General features: G+C 34.2%; 17 protein-coding genes. 13 read left to right on the top strand and 4 right to left on the bottom strand.

Annotation, left to right across the window (positions count from 1 at the left end):
* Window positions 1-65: 65 nt before the first annotated feature.
* Entirely contained in the window at window positions 66-2,225 is a 2,160-nt protein-coding gene (pulA, locus tag CN692_RS12710) for a type I pullulanase (protein ID WP_098119535.1), read from the top strand.
* Window positions 2,226-2,365: 140 nt separating this feature from the next.
* A complete protein-coding gene (locus tag CN692_RS12705) occupies window positions 2,366-3,160 on the top strand; it encodes a phosphotransferase family protein (protein ID WP_179865479.1) in 795 nt (264 codons plus the stop codon).
* A gap of 25 nt (window positions 3,161-3,185) precedes the next feature.
* Here the strand turns inward: CN692_RS12705 and CN692_RS12700 are convergent, their stop codons facing one another.
* Window positions 3,186-3,464: a YtzH-like family protein gene (locus tag CN692_RS12700; protein ID WP_098119534.1), complete on the bottom strand. Its 279-nt coding sequence runs from the start codon at window positions 3,462-3,464 to the stop codon at window positions 3,186-3,188.
* Window positions 3,465-3,619: 155 nt separating this feature from the next.
* Between CN692_RS12700 and trmB the strand changes: the two genes are divergently transcribed.
* Window positions 3,620-4,261 carry a tRNA (guanosine(46)-N7)-methyltransferase TrmB gene (gene trmB, locus CN692_RS12695; RefSeq protein WP_098119533.1) on the top strand — a complete coding sequence of 214 codons (642 nt, stop codon included), beginning with the start codon at window positions 3,620-3,622 and terminating at the stop codon, window positions 4,259-4,261.
* Between the two features lie 79 nt (window positions 4,262-4,340).
* On the opposite strand, the gene CN692_RS12690 is transcribed toward trmB, so the two are convergent.
* Window positions 4,341-5,123: a class I SAM-dependent methyltransferase gene (locus tag CN692_RS12690; protein ID WP_098119532.1), complete on the bottom strand. Its 783-nt coding sequence runs from the start codon at window positions 5,121-5,123 to the stop codon at window positions 4,341-4,343.
* Between the two features lie 322 nt (window positions 5,124-5,445).
* Between CN692_RS12690 and CN692_RS12685 the strand changes: the two genes are divergently transcribed.
* Window positions 5,446-6,288: a YtnP family quorum-quenching lactonase gene (locus CN692_RS12685; protein WP_098119531.1), complete on the top strand. Its 843-nt coding sequence runs from the start codon at window positions 5,446-5,448 to the stop codon at window positions 6,286-6,288.
* 14 nt (window positions 6,289-6,302) lie between these two features.
* On the opposite strand, the gene CN692_RS12680 is transcribed toward CN692_RS12685, so the two are convergent.
* Entirely contained in the window at window positions 6,303-6,614 is a 312-nt protein-coding gene (locus CN692_RS12680) for a PepSY domain-containing protein (protein ID WP_056473349.1), read from the bottom strand.
* 161 nt (window positions 6,615-6,775) lie between these two features.
* Here CN692_RS12680 and CN692_RS12675 point away from each other — a divergent pair, with 161 nt between their 5' ends.
* From CN692_RS12675 to solA, 9 genes are all read left to right on the top strand, one after another.
* On the top strand, window positions 6,776-7,846 hold the full coding sequence (locus CN692_RS12675; RefSeq protein ID WP_098119530.1) for a M42 family metallopeptidase: 1,071 nt from the start codon (window positions 6,776-6,778) through the stop codon (window positions 7,844-7,846).
* 128 nt (window positions 7,847-7,974) lie between these two features.
* Window positions 7,975-8,490, top strand: coding sequence for a DUF84 family protein (locus CN692_RS12670; protein ID WP_098119529.1), 516 nt, complete (start codon window positions 7,975-7,977; stop codon window positions 8,488-8,490).
* A gap of 71 nt (window positions 8,491-8,561) precedes the next feature.
* Window positions 8,562-8,879 carry a thioredoxin family protein gene (locus CN692_RS12665; RefSeq protein ID WP_098119528.1) on the top strand — a complete coding sequence of 106 codons (318 nt, stop codon included), beginning with the start codon at window positions 8,562-8,564 and terminating at the stop codon, window positions 8,877-8,879.
* A 17-nt stretch (window positions 8,880-8,896) separates the two neighbouring features.
* Window positions 8,897-9,694, top strand: a complete 798-nt coding sequence (locus CN692_RS12660; protein ID WP_373604961.1) for a DUF1444 family protein — start codon at window positions 8,897-8,899, stop codon at window positions 9,692-9,694.
* A gap of 14 nt (window positions 9,695-9,708) precedes the next feature.
* Window positions 9,709-10,314 carry a YtpR family tRNA-binding protein gene (gene ytpR, locus CN692_RS12655; protein WP_098119527.1) on the top strand — a complete coding sequence of 202 codons (606 nt, stop codon included), beginning with the start codon at window positions 9,709-9,711 and terminating at the stop codon, window positions 10,312-10,314.
* A gap of 301 nt (window positions 10,315-10,615) precedes the next feature.
* Window positions 10,616-14,164: a DNA translocase FtsK gene (locus CN692_RS12650; protein WP_098119526.1), complete on the top strand. Its 3,549-nt coding sequence runs from the start codon at window positions 10,616-10,618 to the stop codon at window positions 14,162-14,164.
* A 97-nt stretch (window positions 14,165-14,261) separates the two neighbouring features.
* Entirely contained in the window at window positions 14,262-15,377 is a 1,116-nt protein-coding gene (locus CN692_RS12645; RefSeq protein ID WP_098119525.1) for a nicotinate phosphoribosyltransferase, read from the top strand.
* 304 nt (window positions 15,378-15,681) lie between these two features.
* Window positions 15,682-16,974, top strand: a complete 1,293-nt coding sequence (gene murC, locus CN692_RS12640; RefSeq protein WP_098119524.1) for a UDP-N-acetylmuramate--L-alanine ligase — start codon at window positions 15,682-15,684, stop codon at window positions 16,972-16,974.
* Window positions 16,975-17,133: 159 nt separating this feature from the next.
* The gene (gene solA / locus CN692_RS12635) at window positions 17,134-18,267 is read left to right on the top strand and encodes an N-methyl-L-tryptophan oxidase (protein ID WP_098119523.1); all 1,134 of its coding nucleotides are present in this window, start codon (window positions 17,134-17,136) and stop codon (window positions 18,265-18,267) included.
* 381 nt (window positions 18,268-18,648) lie between these two features.
* Here solA and CN692_RS12630 read toward each other — a convergent pair whose 3' ends face one another.
* Window positions 18,649-19,017, bottom strand: coding sequence for a hypothetical protein (locus CN692_RS12630; RefSeq protein WP_179874431.1), 369 nt, complete (start codon window positions 19,015-19,017; stop codon window positions 18,649-18,651).
* Window positions 19,018-19,152 lie beyond the last annotated feature (135 nt).

Below are 19,152 nucleotides of genomic sequence, written 5' to 3'. Positions count from 1 at the left end.
GAAAATATTAATCAGTCGTTTTTTATAGTAAAGTTTTAAATTTACAGTCTGGATGGTGAATAGCGTTGTTTCATATTAAAAGGGCTTACGAAGCTTATATAGATGGATTTCAAGAAATAACAATGATTATTCCCAAATCGAACAAACATACAGTGCATTCTTATTTTGAACTAATTTATGAGGATAATCGGAAAACTAAGCTTCCTATTGTTACACGAATAGAGTTTGAAAGGTTTATAAAATATACTGTTTTCACACCTGAGGATCTTTCATTAGAAAACAAGTATGAGATTGAAGATGAATTTGGAGTGCGTACAGATTTACAAGTTGGCGGTGTCATACGTTCAAATGATTTTGATGAAAAATATGCTTATGACGGAGAAGATTTAGGTGCGAGTTATTCAAATCATTCCACGCAATTTAAGCTATGGGCACCAACTGCATCGAAGGTTAAATTAAGAATTTATCAAAGTCATGGTGATGAAGAAAAATTTACTGAAAAGTTAATGGAACGTGACGGAAAAGGGACATGGAAAGTAATAATCGATCAAAATTGTGATGGGTTAGTTTATAACTATTTAGTATGTGTAAATCTGATTTGGCGAGAAGCAGTTGACCCTTACGCTAAAGCAGTGACTTTAAATGGTAAAAATGGTGTTGTAATTGACTTGTCTAAGGGTAGCCATGTTAGTAAGGTAAATAGTCCTCTACAAAGTAAGTATACGGATTGTATTATTTATGAAGCTAGTATAAGAGATTTTACTTCACACCCATTAAGTGGAGTTCATAAAAAAGGATCCTTCGAAGGATTTCATGAAAAAGGTACTACTTACAATGAATTATCAACAGGGTTGGATTACTTATGCCAATTAGGTGTTACACATATTGAACTTCTGCCATTCTTTGATTTTGAGGGGATAGAAGAGAATAACCCATTCCAAAGCTATAATTGGGGCTATAATCCGTTAAACTTTAATGCACCAGAAGGTAGTTATAGTTTAAAACCGGAAGAACCGATGACAAGGATCACTGAACTAAAAAAACTTATATCAGTTTATCATGAGCATGGATTACGGATTATCATGGATGTTGTTTATAATCATGTTTACGAATTACAAACTAGTAATTTTGAAAAAATTGTGCCTGGATATTATTTTAGACAGGATGAACGAGGTTTACCTTCGAATGGCACTGGAGTAGGGAATGATTTTGCATCTGAAAGATTGATGGCAAGACGTTTTATTCTTCAATCGCTCAAGTATTGGACTGAAGAATATGACATCGATGGGTTTAGGTTTGATTTAATGGGAATTTTGGATACGGATACAATGAATCAGATTGTAACTGAATTGACAATCTTAAAACCAGAAATGATTATTTTTGGAGAAGGCTGGGATTTGAATACTTCATTAAGTCCTTCATCTCGAAAAGCAACAATCAACCAAAGTCATCAATTATCAAAGATTGGATTTTTTAACGATAAATTCAGGGATGGAATAAAAGGAAGTACTTTTTCGGTTCAAGAAATAGGATTTATCCAAGGGAAACTTAATCATGATTATTTGTCCGATCTACTATTGGGTAGCGTCGGGATTAATAACCAGGTATCTTTATTTCAAGAGCCTTATCAATCAATAAATTATGTTGAATCGCATGATAATCACACTATGTGGGACCGTTTGAAGCTTTCAAATGGAAAAGATAGTGAAGAATTACTAAAGAAGAGACACATACTTGGCACTAGTATTGCCCTGTTTTCATTTGGAGTACCGTTTATTCATAGCGGGCAAGAGTTCTTTCGAACAAAGGAAGGTATAGAGAACAGTTATAATTCAGGGGACACTGTTAATAGCATTGATTGGGCTAGAGCAGAACGTGAATCGAGTTATATAAATATAGTAAAAGAGTTTATTGCGATTCGAAAGCGCTTTAATTGCCTCCGTTTTTCTTTAAAAGAAGAAATAGTAAGGCATATAAAGTCAGTCAAGGTCCATCAAAATATAATTGGCTACCGCATTAGTGGAATAGAAGAGATTGACCGTGTTAAAGAAATAATGGTGTTATTTCATAACGGCCTAAAGGATACTACTATTGATCTCGGAAATGAAGACAATTGGGAATATGTATGGGATGGTACTAAACATTATGTTGAAAAAGGGATAAAAGCTGAATGTAATAAATTACCAATACCATTACTTTCTACTGTTGTATTAGTAAAATACTAGCAACTACTTGCAGATTCTAATTAAACGATGTAAACTTGTAAAAGGTGGCTTATTACAGCTAATTGTAATAGGCTATCTTTCTTTTTGTAATAAAATAATTTTAAAATACAAACATATATAACAACAAGGAACGGATATCAATGGATAATCATATACAAGAAATACTCGGAAAAGAATGGACAATCTCGCCAGCCGGTGGTTTCACTGGTGAAGCGTATATAGCTGAAAACAATGATAAGAGATTATTTCTTAAACGAAATTCATCTCCTTTTTTAGCAGTTTTATCAGCAGCTGGTTTTGTTCCAAAATTAGTTTGGACTAGAAGACTAGAAAATGGTGATGTACTTACTGCTCAAGAGTGGGTGATCGCACGTAGTCTTGAACCTTTCGAGATGTCTGCGAAAGGGGTTGCGCAATTCTTATATCGTATCCACTCTTCCAAAGAATTGTTATATATGTTAACGAAGCTAGGGATTAATCCATTAGAACCTCAAGATTTACTTCAAACAATTGTAGGAAATTTAACTGAGGAATTTACACAAAGCCAGATTATCGTTAAAGGCATTGAATATTTAGAAGAAAATATGCCATCTTTTGACCCAGAAGACTTAGTTGTTTGTCATAGTGATTTAAATCATCATAATTGGTTATTAACTGAGGCGAATAATTTATATTTAATCGATTGGGATGAGGCAATTATTGCTGATAAAGCATTTGATTTAGGTATGTTTTTATTTACTTATGTAGACCAAAACGACTGGGGAAAATGGTTACGTAATTATGGAATAAAATTAACAGATGAATTATTGAACCGAATGACTTGGTATGTTGTTGCTCAAACAATCATCTGGATCAAATGGTACACTTTGCGTGAAAATGAAAAGCAGACTCAAAAAATGAAGAGCCTGCTTGAGAAAATATTAGACTTTAAATAAAAATTTCCTCGGAAATTGTCATAGATTAAGAATACGTATTGAAATCCGACACCCATTGAGAGAGTTGATTTTGATGGTTGTTAATGTGCTGGTCTAAATCAGAAGAGTACTTTCCGGACTGACTGTAATAGTAAACATCATTTAGCATAGCTTTTACATCATCTGTTACTTGATCGTTTGTTAGTAAAGATTGAACAAGTCTTTCAAGTTGCTCACATTCTGATACAGTTCCACAGCAATCTGATTGGTGATTCATTAAAATATCGCGTAAAATTGTTAATTGATGCTCATGATTTAAAGGCATAAATTCACATCCTTTTTTTAATAAGTACACTTGAAATAGTTTGTGTTACACGATATGATTTTATACTTTACCTAAATAACCGAGTGCCATTATAGTGCTTGGTTTTTTTTATGAGAAGATACAAATTGCAAAATCGAGAGGGAGTAAAAAAACTTATGAGATTAAGACATAAGCCCGGCGCGGCAGATCAAATAAAGCAATATGCTCATTATGTAATTCCAAATCCGAGCGAGCAAAAAGGAAATTGGAAAGATGTATTCCAAAATGACCAACCGATTCATATTGAAGTTGGTACTGGAAGAGGCCGTTTTATGATAGGTATGGCAAAAGCCAATCCTCATATTAACTATATTGGAATTGAGAAGTATACAAGTGTAGTTTCAGATGCTTTAGATAAATTAATTGAAGCGGAAGTTCCAAATTTAAAACTTTTAAATGTAGATGCTCAAAAATTAACGGATTTCTTTGCAGACGGAGAAATAGATCGAGTTTATTTAAATTTCTCTGATCCATGGCCAAAAGTTCGTCATGAAAAGCGTCGATTAACATATAAAACGTTTTTAAGTATGTATCAACAAATTTTAAAAAATGATGGAGAAATTCATTTTAAAACAGATAATCAAAGTTTATTTGAATTTTCAATTATGAGTATGGCTAACTATGGAATGACGATGCATTTCTTAAGTTTAGACCTTCATAACAGTGAGTTCGAAGGCAATATCATGACAGAATACGAAGAAAAATTCTCGTCAAAAGGTAACCGCATTTATCGAGTAGAAGCTGCGTATAGAAAGTAAGGATAAGGAAAAGCAGGATAAGGGCTAGAGAAAGGCTTTATAAGACTTTCTTGACCTGATATCCTGCTTTTTTTATCTTCTACTGTTTGGTTGCGAGTGCGCTCCATTGATCTGTTTCAAAACTAATGATCGTCTCGTCTTCTATAATGATATTAAAATAAGATTGAATATTTTCTGGAGCCTGTAGGAGCATAGACGTAACCGCCAATTTATGAGCTTCAGTTGGGGCCATTCTGTCTAGCCAAGAATTAAAAGGATGTTTTTTCTTTCTTAGAATGTCTTGTTCTACTTTGAGCCCATGTTCCTTAAATAATGTTCTCCACTGATCTTTAGTAAGACATTTGACGTGACTTGGGTCCCTAATTGCTTCAGCAAGATTGATAAAATCGGACAATGTCTTGTCATTTGGCACGATGTTGTCAATTAATAGGAATCGTCCATTTGGTCGCAATACGCGTGAGACTTCCCGAATAAATGCATCTGGGTTTGGAAAATGATGGGGGGCGATACGACAAGTGACAATGTCAAATGAGTTCTTTAAAAATGGAAGTTCCTCTGCATCAGCCAATACATAGGTTACATTCTGTATGCCCTTTTCGGTCAAGTGGATACGTGTAGTTTCAAGCATTTTCTCTGTTATGTCTGTTGCAGTTACGTTTTTCACAAAAGGTGCCAATGTCTTTGCTACATGTCCACCCCCAGTAGCGATATCAAGTACGACATCTTCAAGCGTGGGTTGCAAGAATGTAACTGCATTAATAAGATCCTCACCATTCGCATGACCTTCACTTAAAACGTACTTTTCTGCATTTTTACCAAATTGACCTTGAACACGCTGTTTGATGAATTCTTTGTCTGCCATTCTCTTTTCTCCTCTCATTTTGCACGTTAATTATGTTTACTCAAATCCATCTTAATCCACCTTAAACAATAAGGAAATTACCATTTGTTTATGAATGTTGATAAGTTATTCTTATGATTTACTATTTTTCATTTGACTCAAATTGCCATTTTTGAAATAGATTTTGAATGTTAAATTTTAAAATTTTTAGCTAAATAAACAGAAAGCAAACTCGCTCATTCCTGAATTCACTTATCTTTTCCTTAACCCAAGCTTATAATATTCAGTAAATTTAAAAAAGTGGTATAATATTTACGTCTATTAAAAAAGAAGGGGGATTAGTATGGAGCTATTAAAGATTGGAACTTGTACAATTCAGTGGCTTACTGGAGGAAACACCCAATTAGATGGTGGAGCGATGTTTGGAGTTGTTCCAAAAGCACTTTGGTCTAAAAAGTATGTTGTTAATGAAAAGAACCAAATTCCATTACGAACTGATCCAGTATTTATTCAAACAAATGGTTTAAATATTATCATTGATAGCGGAATTGGTGTGAACAAATTAAATGAAAAGCAAAAAAGAAATTTTGGGGTAACAGAGGATTCTGCAATTGAAGAATCATTAGCGAAGCATGGCTTAAAGCTAGATGATATCGATTATGTCATAATGACTCATTTGCATTTTGATCATGCAAGTGGATTAACGAAATTTGAAAACGGTGAATTTAAACCTGTGTTTTCAAAGGCGAAAATTATTACTTCCCGGATCGAATGGGATGAGATGAGAAATCCTAATATCCGTTCAAATAATACATATTGGAAAGAAAATTGGGAAGCGATTCAAGATCAAATTATTACATTTGAAAATGAGTATGTTCTATCAGATGAAATGACGATTATCCATACAGGTGGCCATAGCGATGGACATAGCATTATTAAAATAGAAACTGAGAATGAACTATTATTGCATATGGGGGATTTAATGCCTACACATGCGCATCAATCTCCGTTATGGGTGATGGCGTATGATGACTATCCAATGACATCAATTTATGCAAAAGAAAAATGGGTCAATTTTGGAATGCAAAAAAATTCTTGGTTTACCTTTTATCACGATGATGTGTATAGAGCAATAAAATGGAGCGCTGAAGGACAAGTATTACAGTCGATCGAACGCTCCAAATAATTTGTATATCGTTTTTAAACAATTTGAGCTGAAATTAGCTCGCCGTTTACAGCATTAATGATGAATGAATAGTTAGTAGTATCATTGTCTGATTCTACTACTGTAAAACCACCTTCATAAACATCACCTTCATAATCTGGTAAGTCAGCCCACTTTGGTTCTGAGTGAATCCAAGTTCCAGTTACATTGCCATATGAAAGAAACACTGGTTTAATTGTTTTTAATGCTTTTTCTGCTGGAATATATTGCGAAGATAATTTTTTTTGTAAATATAGACCACCAGCAACACCTAAACCTAAGCCAATTAGGACGCGTTTAAGTTTCATTTGTACCACCTCTATTTAAGTATTATGCGCTTGAATAAATATTCTACTACTTATCTTAGTCAAATAGAGGCAACTTTTCAACGTTTAGCATTGGTATTACATGTTATTTTTAGATAAAATAAAAAATGGAAGAAATGTTTTGTATAGAGAGGAACGAAAATATGAATCAAGATACTCTACAGCTTTTTAAGTTTTTAACAGAATTACAAGGTGCATCAGGATTTGAGCATGAAGTTCGTCATTTTATGAGAAAAGAACTTGAGAAATATACGAATGAAATTGTACAAGATCGCCTAGGAAGTATTTTTGGAGTTAAACGTGGAACTGAAGATGGACCTACTGTAATGGTAGCGGGACATATGGATGAAGTTGGATTCATGGTTACTCAAATTACGGAAAACGGGATGTTAAGATTTCAACCACTAGGAGGCTGGTGGAGTCAAGTATTGCTTGCTCAAAGAGTTCAAATTATGACAGACCAAGGTCCGGTTATCGGAGTAATTGGTTCGATTCCTCCACATTTATTAAGCGATGAGCTAAGAGCTAGACCAATGGACATAAAAAATATGTTAATTGATATCGGTGCAGATAACAAAGAGGATGCCTTAAATATTGGTATTCGTCCAGGTCAACAAATTGTACCTGTATGTCCTTTTACGCCTATGGCTAATGAGAAAAAAATTATGGCTAAAGCTTGGGATAACCGTTACGGTTGTGGACTTGCGATCGAATTATTAAAAGAAGTTCAAAATGAAACATTACCTAATATTTTATATTCAGGTGCTACTGTTCAAGAAGAAGTTGGACTTAGAGGCGCACAAACTGCAGCAAATATGATTAAACCTGATATTTTTTATGCACTTGATGCGAGCCCTGCAAATGATATGTCGGGTGCGAAATCTGAATTTGGTCAATTAGGTAAAGGTGTTTTACTACGAATTTTAGACCGTACGATGGTTACACATAAAGGAATTCGTGAATTTATTTTAGATACTGCAGAAACGAATAATATACCTTATCAATACTTTGTATCACAAGGTGGAACAGATGCTGGACGAGTACATGTTTCAAACGATGGCGTACCTTCTGCTGTAATTGGTATTTGTTCACGCTACATTCACACAGCGGCTTCAATTATTCATGTTGATGATTATTTAGCTGCGAAAGAATTACTTGTTAAACTAGTTAAAGCGACTGATAAAACTACTGTTGAAACACTGCGTAATTATTAAGCTAAGGAGCCTCAGCATTGGGGCTTCTTTTCTTTTTTGAGCAATAAAAGAGATTAGTCTAAATTGAACGAGGCGATACTCATAAAGAGAATGTGATATAAGAAATTCAAATGAGCGAGGTAATAGCAATGAAAATAACGATCGGCTCACTTAATCCTACAAAAGTAGGAGCAGTACAAAATGTATTTAAAGATTTTTCAGTATCAGGGATCAATGTTCCATCAAATGTTTCGAATCAACCTTTGACAGATCTAGAAACGATGAATGGCGCTGTAAACAGAGCGCATAACGCTCGATTGGCAGGTGGATCTGAAATTGGTATTGGATTAGAAGGTGGAGTGATTATTGAGAACGGTAAACTGTTCCTTTGTAACTGGGGAGCACTTGTTTATGAAAATGATGTTGTTTTAGCAAGCGGTGCAAAGATTTTACTGCCAAGCGAATTTATAAGCGATTTGCAAAACGGCACTGAACTGGCTGTTTTAATGGAACGTTATACGAATGAAAAAGATATTCGTAGTAAAGAAGGGGCAGTAGGTATTTTTACAAATGGTCGAATTACAAGAACGCAAATTTTTGAACATATTTGTGAGCTATTATTAGGACAGTATGAATTCAAAAAACTTAAGGAAAAAACGATTTGAAAGCCGTCCTTTTTGCATATCGATAAAAATAAAGTAAAATAAAAGAAAACGAATTAAGCGAGGGAAACAGAATGGAAAAAATTACTTCAGTTGAGCAATTCGAACAAGCAAAACAAGGGGAAAAAGTGGTATTCCAATTTTCAGCAAATTGGTGCCCAGACTGCAGATTTTTAGATATGTTCTTCCAAGAAATAATCGATGAAAATAAAGATTTTACGTTTTATTATGTAGACCGTGATCAATTCATTGAGGTATGTCAAAACCTAGATATCTTTGGAATACCAAGCTTTGTAGCATTCAATAAAGGTGAAGAAATTGGACGATATGTAAATAAAGACCGTAAAACCAAGGAACAAGTAGAAGAGTTTCTTGAAGGATTAAGAGGTTAATAAGGTAGGTAAAACAATTGGCTAAAAAAACAACGCTAGACATAAAAAAAATGATAGAAAATCGCCTTGGAAATGAAGAATGGCGTTTTATATACGATCGTGAAAAAGAAGACCTTCGAATTGAAGGGATTGAAAGTAAAAAAGGAATGAGTGTCTCTTTAAACAGTGCAGTAGCAAAGTATGAAGCAGATGGTGAAGCGGCATTTAATGAATTAATTTACTATATAAAAGAAGCTCTTTTGGCTATGCATTCTCAAGCCGCATTCCTCAAAGAGCAGATTCGACCTGTTATTCGAGCTACTTCATTCCCAACTGAAAAGGAAGAAGGCAACTCTTTCGTAACAACTGAACATACAGCAGAAACTAGAATCTACTATGCTATTGATTCAGATAAAACATACCAATTAATCGATGAAAATTTATTAGTCAAATCTGGCTATACAAAAGAGCAGATTCATTCGATTGCTATTGTTAATTTACAAAAGATGCCTGTTCAAGTGAAAGAAGACGTTGTTGCAGATAATACTTTTTATTTTATCCGAACAAATGATGGATACGATGCAAGCAGAGTATTGAACAGTTTATTTATTAAAGAAATTCAATCGAAAATTAAAGGTGAATTATTAGTAGGAATCCCTCATGGAGACGTGCTAATCCTTGCTGACATTCGAAATAACATAGGTTATGATATAATGGCGCAAATGAATATGAGTTTCTTTGCAAGTGGGAAAATACCAATTACATCATTATCGTTTGCTTACGAAAACGATAAATTAATGCCAGTATTTATTTTAGGGAAACAAAAGAAGCAATAGAGAGGAAGAAATCTGTGAATATTTTTTATAACAAAGAAGGAATTGGCGATACGCTTTTAATCACATTAAAACAAATTCCATCAGAAGATCGCCAAGTTGAACGAAAAGGGAATATTGCACGTGTTTATAGTGTAGTTACAAATGAAACTGTTGCAATTAACGTATTTGAAGCATCAACATATGTAGATGTTCAAGAAAACGGTGTTGTGACAATCACTGAACATATTGTAAATACAATAAATGAATTATTAGAAAAAGAAGGGTTTGAAGATAAACTAGTATTAGACCTTTCTCCTAAATTTGTCATCGGATATGTAATCGAAAAAGAAAAACATCCAAATGCTGATAAATTAAACATTTGTAAAGTAGATGTTGGTACTGAAGAATTACAAATTGTTTGTGGCGCACCGAATGTTGATCAAGGACAAAAAGTTGTCGTTGCAAAAGTTGGTGCAGTAATGCCATCAGGTTTAGTTATTAAAGATGCTAATTTACGTGGAGTTGATTCATTCGGAATGATCTGTTCTGCACGTGAGCTTGACTTACCAGACGCACCACAAGAAAAAGGCATTTTAGTTTTAGAAGCCGATGCTGAAATTGGGAAAGCTTTTTTTAACTAATTAAATAACAAATAAATGCTAGACCATAACTTGGTTCTAGCATTTTTTATTTTATTGGAGCTATGTTTAATAAAGCATTGAAATGCTTTAAGTTTCTAGATAGGCATCGCTCACTCTGCTTAATGTCATACAGTAATAAAACAAGTGAATGAATGATGAAGGCGAGCATTTGTCAACGGTCTGACATACTAGATATCGAAATATGTTTGTAATAGCACAAAATGTAATAATAATGTGTTTTTTGTCACTATGTCACATGGTAAAATAAAAGGTACGAATAGAAATAGAGAGAGTGAGAAAAATGAAAAATTGGTTAAAAAGCCTTTTTAAGGCAAATAGCCTTAATGAGATTGAAGAAGAGATTAAAGATGAGCCTGTTGAGGAGAAAGTATATCAATCACACTCTATCGAAAGAAATAGAAACGCTTTTCTTGAGCGTCCGAAATTTAGATTTCCAATCGAATTAGATGAAGAATTAACGAAGACAAATCCTATAAAAGAAACAAAAGTTGAGCCAGTTTCAGTATCTCGACAAGAAAGACAAGATGATTTTTGGCAAAAATTACAGCAAACGACAAATACAATAAAACGAGAAAATAATCAACCTACATATAATCAAAAGAATAGTTTTGGCAGTAGTCATTATGAACATAGTAATTTAACTAGTCGAAATGAACATAGTAATTTAACTAGTCGACTTAATAAAAATTCAACTGTAATTAACAATGAAGAACCATCAATGGAAGAAAAAGAAGAAAAGGTTGATATTGTCTTTAAACCGAAAAGAAAAACACCATTTCGTCCAAGTGAATATATTTCACCAATTTATGGGTATCAAAAACCAACCATAAAAGAAGAGAAAGAAACAGTAAATGAAACTTCGACAGAAAAAGAAGAAGTAGTACAAAATAATATGATTATGGAAGAGCTTAGTGATTCCTTTAACAGTCAAAATAGTGATTTAAGTGAGAAAACAGAAGACATAAATGAAACGTTAAACGTTGCTGAAAAAGAAGAAATTAAAGAGGAACAACTAGAAACAATTGAAAATGTACTAGAAGTGAAAAACGAAGAGGAACCACTTGATCTACTTCAAACTTCAACAGAAAAAGAAGAAGTAGTACAAAATAATATGGTTATGGAAGAGCTTAGTCTTAGTGATTCCTTTAACAGTCAAAATAGTGATTTAAGTGAGAAAACAGAAGACATAAATGAAACGTTAAACGTTGCTGAAAAAGAAGAAATTAAAGAGGAACAACTAGAAACAATTGAAAATGTATTAGAAGTGAAAAACGAAGAGGAACCACTTGATCTACTTCAAAGTGAAACTGAATATACAGATGAAGTTAAAGGCGGAATAACTGAAACTCATCAAAATGAAGTGGTACAATTTGAGTCACTGCAAAATGAAATAGTAAATAAAGAAGAAGTTAAACAGATTGAGACTCCACAAATTGAACCGATGGTAGTACAATCTAATCCACCTACTTTTGAAATAGAGGATGAAGAAGAGATAAAAGAGACAGTCCTAACTTCTAATGAGAATGAAATAGTACATCAAGATACTACTAGTCTACTTTTTGATGAAGTGGATGATTCAAACGAACAAGAAGTCGAAAGTATGGTCAAGATTGATGAAAATGAAGTCGAAAACATTGAATTAAATCAACATACTGAAGAGTTTACGAACGAAAATAGCATGTCTGATGTAAATGAGCAGAAGACAGAAAATGTAGCTACTACCCAAATCATTGAATTAGATCAACATACTGAAGAGATTACGATTGAAAATAGCATGTCTGATGTAAATGAGCAGCAAACAGAAAATGTAGCTACTACCCAAATCATTGAAGAGATAGAAAACGAATCTCAAGAAGAAGTTGAATCGAATCTTGAAATTGATGATGTCAAAGAAGCGGTAGTACATCAAGAAACTTCAGATGAAGCACTTTCAAGCAATGTAGAGAGTCCAGTTGAAACTCAAAGTTCTATTTCTCATTCAACAGATGAAGAAAAAGATGAAGTAAAAGCTAGTCCAGTTGAAAAACGCGAGAAAAAACGTCATTTTCCTTTTAATGTCATGATGCTTCGTAGTGATGTTGAAGCAACGAGAAAAGCAAAAATAATGAGACAGCTTCGTGAGTTACAGAATGAATCAGCTGCAACAATCGAAAAGATTAGTGAAGAAGTCGATTCAAAGCAAAATGATCAAGTGATTGAAAATGCTAGCACAAATGAACAAACTGAAATTTTATCTTCACAAACTGAAGTTCAACAAAGTGAAGAAATTGTTGAAGTAATTGCTAATGAAGAAGTTCAGCCTAGGCAAGAACTTGAAGTTGGTAGCGAAAAAAGTGAAATCGAAATGAGCGTAAAAGTAGAGTCTGTAGAAAATAATGAACAACAAGTATTAATTGAAGAGTTACCAAGTATGCCTCCTGTACTATACGAATTACCAGAGTTAGATTTATTAATCGAACCTCCAATGGAACAATTTAATGATGGGGATTGGGTTGAAGACCAAAAACAGTTACTACAAGAAACACTACACAATTTTAATGTAGGAGCTAGAGTAATTGCTGCAACTCAAGGTCCAACAGTAACCCGATTCGAAGTACAGCCAGAACCTGGTGTAAAAGTTAATAAAATAACAAACTTACAAGATGATATTAAATTAAGCTTAGCGGCTAGGGATATTCGAATTGAGGCGCCAATTCCTGGGCGAAGTGCTATTGGAATAGAAGTACCAAATAAAGAGAGCAAGCCTGTGTATTTAAGGGAATTGGTAAGCCAGGAGAAATTTTTGCAAAGCGAATCGCCTTTAACTGTTGCTCTTGGTCTCGATATAGGTGGAGATCCTGTCTATGCCGATATTTCAAAAATGCCACACGGTCTAATTGCTGGTGCCACTGGTTCAGGAAAGAGTGTATGTATTAATTCAATTCTAGTAAGCATTTTATATAAGGCGAAACCTCATGAAGTGAAATTAATATTAATTGACCCAAAAATGGTTGAGCTTGCACCATACAATCATATTCCACATTTAATTTCTCCAGTCATTACTGATGCTAGAGCAGCGACTGCAGCTTTAAAGTGGGCTTGTGAAGAAATGGATCGCCGTTATGATTTATTTGCTCATGCTGGCGCAAGGGATATAAAACGATTCAACGATTTGGCGAAGAAAAAAGGTGCTTATAATGATGAGTTACCGTACTTAGTCATTATTATAGACGAGCTAGCTGATTTAATGATGGTATCTCCTGGAGATGTAGAAACTTATATTTGCCGTATTGCTCAAAAAGCTAGAGCTTGCGGAATTCATTTGCTCGTTGCGACTCAACGTCCTTCAGTTGACGTTATTACAGGTATTATTAAATCAAATATACCGACTCGTATTGCATTTACGGTATCCTCACAAGTAGATTCTAGAACAATTATAGATATTGGCGGAGCTGAAAAGTTACTTGGGCGAGGAGATATGTTATTCTTAGATAATGGAAAATCTCAAGCAATTCGATTACAAGGAGTTTATGTATCAGATGATGAAATCGAACATGTTGTAGAGATTGTAAAAGACCAACAAAAACCGAATTACTTATTTAACCAAGAGGAGCTTGTTGCAAAGGCGGACGCACAGGATGTCGATGATGAACTTTTTGATGAAGCAGTTGAGTTTGTAATTGATCAAAAAGGTGCTTCTGTTTCAATGCTACAAAGACGTTACCGAATTGGATATAACCGTGCAGCTAGATTAATTGACCTAATGTTTGATCATGGAATTGTATCAAGTCAAAATGGTAGTAAACCACGTGATGTGCTTATTACACTTGAGGAGTTTCGTTCCGAGTAAATCATTAGAAAAGCGGTAAAATTTAAGTAACGAATGTTAAAGTTTTTTTAACCCATACTAGAAAAAAAGAACGATACTTTTCAGCAGGTGAAGATTCATGGAAAAAGAATTAGATTTAAAATTACAAGGTAAAATAAACCGATTAACGAACCAAACGTTTAAATTTGACGATCGAATCGGTGAAGGCTGGTTTTCAGCTGTATACTTTTTAAAAACTAGAGAAATTATTCGACATAAAAAGCCAGACACTGAAGTAACGATGCAATTTTTCCAGAGAGAAAGTGCAGTACTTTGTGGGACTGATGAGGCCATTGCTATTTTACAAACTTTTGCAGACAATCCGGAAAAACTTATTGTCCATTCATTAAAGGATGGAGATAAGATTGAGCCGTTTGAGACTGTATTAACGATTACCGGTAAATATGCTGATTTCGGCTATTTAGAAGGAATAATTGATGGTATTTTGGCTCGCCGTACATCTGTAGCAACAAATGTATACAACGTAAAACATTCAGCTAAATCTGCAGGCATTAAAAAACCTATTATTTTCATGGGTGATCGCGATGATCATTTTACGACCCAAGCAGGTGACGGTTATGCGGCATTTATTGGTGGATCTACTGCGCAAGCAACCCATGCTATGAATGAGTGGTGGGGCAATGAAGGTATGGGTACAATGCCTCATGCTCTTATTCAAATGTATAATGGTGATATTGTGGAGGCTGCTCGTGCTTATACAGAGGTGTATCCACAAGATGATTTAATTGTCCTAGTAGATTATAATAATGATGTGATAAATGATGCATTAAAAGTCGCGCGTGAATTTGGTAGTAAATTAAAAGCCGTCCGTGTAGATACTTCTAAAACAATGATTGATCAATATTTTATTGGTAATCCTGATTTGTTAGGAAGCTTCGATCCGAGGGGGGTAAATCCACCTTTAATTTTCGCTTTACGAAATGCACTTGATCAAGAAGGTTATCATCATGTACAGATTGTCGTAAGCGGGGGATTTACAGTTGAAAGAATTCTAGCATTTGAAAAACAAGGTGTACCAGTAGATTTATATGGTGTCGGCGGAAGTTTATTAAAGGTTAACATAGGCTTTACAGGTGATAATGTCGCGCTAAATGGTATTATGCAAGCAAAAGCCGGAAGAAAGCTTCGTGAAAACCCACGACTAGAAAAAGTAGAAATGAGCCCTAGATTATGAAGGGCTTAAGTAGTTTTAATTAAAAACTTATGATATTTTAATATAAATAGATGGCTTAAAGTGATTAACTTTCCATCTATTTCCTTATTGTGCGACTTAAAATAAATAGTCCTATGAGGGTTAAAGTGATATAATACTAATTGCGTAAAAATTTAAGTTAGTTATCATTTAAATAATAACTAGACTCGGCAAAGTAATAACGCATCAAAATTATAAAATATTGATGCCATTTCTTTTATTCACACATATACTGTCTAAGAGATAGGCCGTTGTATTAGTGATCGATTTTGGAGGTTCTTTTAATATGACAGTTTACCATTTTGTAGGAATCAAAGGTACTGGAATGAGTGCTTTGGCACAAATTTTACATGATTCTGGTTTAACCGTTCAGGGATCAGATTATGAAAAGCACTTTTTCACTGAAAATGAATTACGAAAAAAAAATATTACGATTTTACCATTTGATAAAGAAAATATTAAAGAAGGCCAATTTGTAATAGCAGGTAATGCATTTCCTGACACTCATGAAGAAATTGCAGCTGCTATTGAAAAAGGAATCCCGATGGCACGCTATCATAAATTCTTAGGTGAATATATGAATAAATTTACTAGCGTTGCTATTACTGGAGCACATGGCAAAACCTCAACTACAGGTTTACTTGCTCATGTCGTTTCAGGTGCACGTCCAACTTCTTTTTTAATTGGGGATGGTACTGGTAAAGGCGAAAAAGACAGCGAGTATTTTGTATTTGAGGCTTGTGAATACCGTCGTCATTTTCTATCATACTTTCCAGACTATTGCATCATGACAAATATTGATTTTGATCACCCAGATTATTATAAGAGTGTAGACGATGTATTCGATGCTTTCCAACAAATGGCTGATCAAGTTAAAAAGGGTATCATTGCATGCGGAGATGACGAACATCTTCAACGTATTTATGCAAAAGTACCTGTAATGTATTATGGATTTAACGAGGACAATGATTTCCAAGCTCGTAATATCGAAAAGCATACAAATGGTACAACATTTGATGTATTCGTCCGTAATACGTATTATGCTACTTTTGAAATTACAGGATATGGTGATCATAGTATTTTAAATGCTTTAGCAGTAATTGCGCTTTGCCATTATGAAGAAATCGATGCAGAGATTATTAAAGCAAGATTATTAACATATGGTGGCGTTAAACGTCGTTTCAGTGAGAAGCGCTTTGGAGATCAGGTGTTAATTGATGACTATGCTCATCATCCAACTGAAATCCAAGCTACGATTCAAGCTGCACGTCAAAAATATCCTGAACGTGAAATTGTAGCTGTTTTCCAACCGCATACATTTACACGAACAAGTAAATTTTTAGATGAGTTTGCTAGTACATTAGAAAAAGCAGATAAAGTTTACTTATGTGATATCTTTGGTTCTGCAAGAGAAGAAAAGGGAACATTAACAATTAGTGACCTTTCTTGCAAAATCGCAGGTGCAGAATTATTAACTGATGACAATATCAGTAATTTACAAAACCATAAAAATAGTGTTCTAATTTTTATGGGTGCTGGTGATATTCAAAAATATCAAGCAGCTTACGAAAAACTTTAAAAAACTGTAAACCCGTCTATGAGGTATTCATAGGCGGGTTTTTTATTTGGAATTCAGTAAAATTGATATCATACCCAAACTCCTCCTCCTAAAAAGAAGGTATATCATAATAGTAAAAAGAATATGTCAAACGAGCGAAACAAGTAAAGGAGTAAAATAATGAATAAACACTATGAAGTAATCATTGTTGGAGCAGGTTCGATGGGAATGGCAGCAGGGTACTATTTATCAAAACGAAATCAAAATACTCTATTAGTAGATGCCTTTGATCCACCACATAGCTTTGGTAGCCACCACGGAGATACAAGAATCATTCGCCATGCATACGGCGAAAGTAGAGAATACGTACCATTAGCATTACGGGCACAAAAGTTATGGGAAGAGTTAGAAAAAATTTCCGGAAGACAATTATTTTCCAAAACAGGAGTTTTATGCGCAGGAGCACCCGGTTCTACCTTTACACAAGAAGTAATAAAAAGTGCAGAAGAATTTTCATTGCCACTAGAAATACTTGATGGCAGTGAGATAAATGCTAGATGGCCTGGTATGAATTTGCCAGAAGAGTTTATAGGTTGCTTAGAAACATCGTCAGGAATCCTTTTTAGTGAGGATTGTATTAGAGCATATAGAGAGTTATATATTCAGGAAGGTAATACGCTTAAAATAAACACGCCAATTGTGGATATTGAAATCGATTCAAATATAGCCATTGTACGTACAGAGGATGCTATATACACAGCAGATAAACTTGTCGTCTGTGCAGGTGCTTGGTCTGGGAAAATACTTGAAAAGACTGGCTTACATATTCCGCTAATGCCTACCCGTAAAACAGTTGGTTGGTTTGAATGCAATAAAAATCTTTATGATTCTAATTCGCTACCAGCATTCACGATTGATCTAATTGATGAGCACTACTACGGTTTTCCGAATCTTCATAACAGCGGACTGAAAATTGGACGACATGATGGGGGACATAGTGTGGACCCGAATCAATTTAACAGGGAATTCGGGGAATACAAAGAAGATGAGGCTGACTTACGAAGTTTTTTAAGTCAATATATGCCAAACGCCAATGGCAAACTATTAAAAGGAAAAACATGCTTATACACAATGACTCCAGACGAGCATTTTATCATTGATCAGCATCCTGAAAATAAAAATATAATTATTGCCACAGGCTTCTCTGGACACGGCTTTAAATTTGCAAGCGTCGTAGGAGAAATCATTGCTGACCTAATAACAAAACAAAAGTCTGCCTTTGATTTGAGCATGTTTTCCTTAGATCGTTTTTGAGATAGCTAATAGGCTATCTCTTTATTTATTGAACAGGTTAATATTACGAGGCCGGGGGAAGTGCAAATAAATATGGCAAAACTGCAATTAAAAAAGCGAAATCTGCAATAAAAATCAGGGAAACTGCAAATAAATCTAGGCTAGTGCAAATGAAAATTGATAAACTGCAAATAAATTTGGTATATCTGCAAATAAAAAAGTCAAATCTGCAATAAAAATGGCAAAACTGCAAATAAGTCAGTGGAACACATTGAAATGGAGTGAGTGAAAGGCAATAAAACTTATTGATCAGCAGCCTTAACAATGTAAATACTAGTAAAATCGTAAAAATCGCAAAAAGTCTGTTCAATTAATCAAAAAAATGATCTGCCCGTTAAATTATTATTGATAGTACATTTTCATGACAAAGAACGTCGCTATATTTACAAAAATCCTCGAAATATCAACAAAGCTCCACACTATATCAACGAAGAATTCTGCAATATCAACAAAGAATTCGTTAATATCAATAAAGTTCCACGTTAGAACAACGAAGAATTCCGCAATATTCACAAAGCTCCCCGTTAGATCAACGAAGAATTCCGCAATATCAACAAAGCTCCACGCTATATCAACGAATAATTCCGATATATCAACAAAAACTCCCCTTATATCAACAAAAACTCCAACTATATCAACAAAAATTCCCCTTATATCAACAAAAACTCCAACTATATCAACAAATTTCACAACTTTATCAATAAAGTTCAAAAAGTGTTCGTATTTTCTAAAATTGGCTAAGCTATATTTCAACACGATCAGAACTAAGAACGCTGTTTCATAGATCTGATTGTACACAAAATAGCAATCTATTAAATTTCCCCTATGCCCATGCCGTCATCCTTC

Source organism: Bacillus sp. AFS002410 (assembly GCF_002556365.1).
GTDB lineage: Bacteria > Bacillota > Bacilli > Bacillales > Bacillaceae_G > Gottfriedia.
The sequence above is the reverse complement of the archived record's forward strand: the minus strand, read 5'-3'. Positions and strand labels throughout refer to the sequence as shown.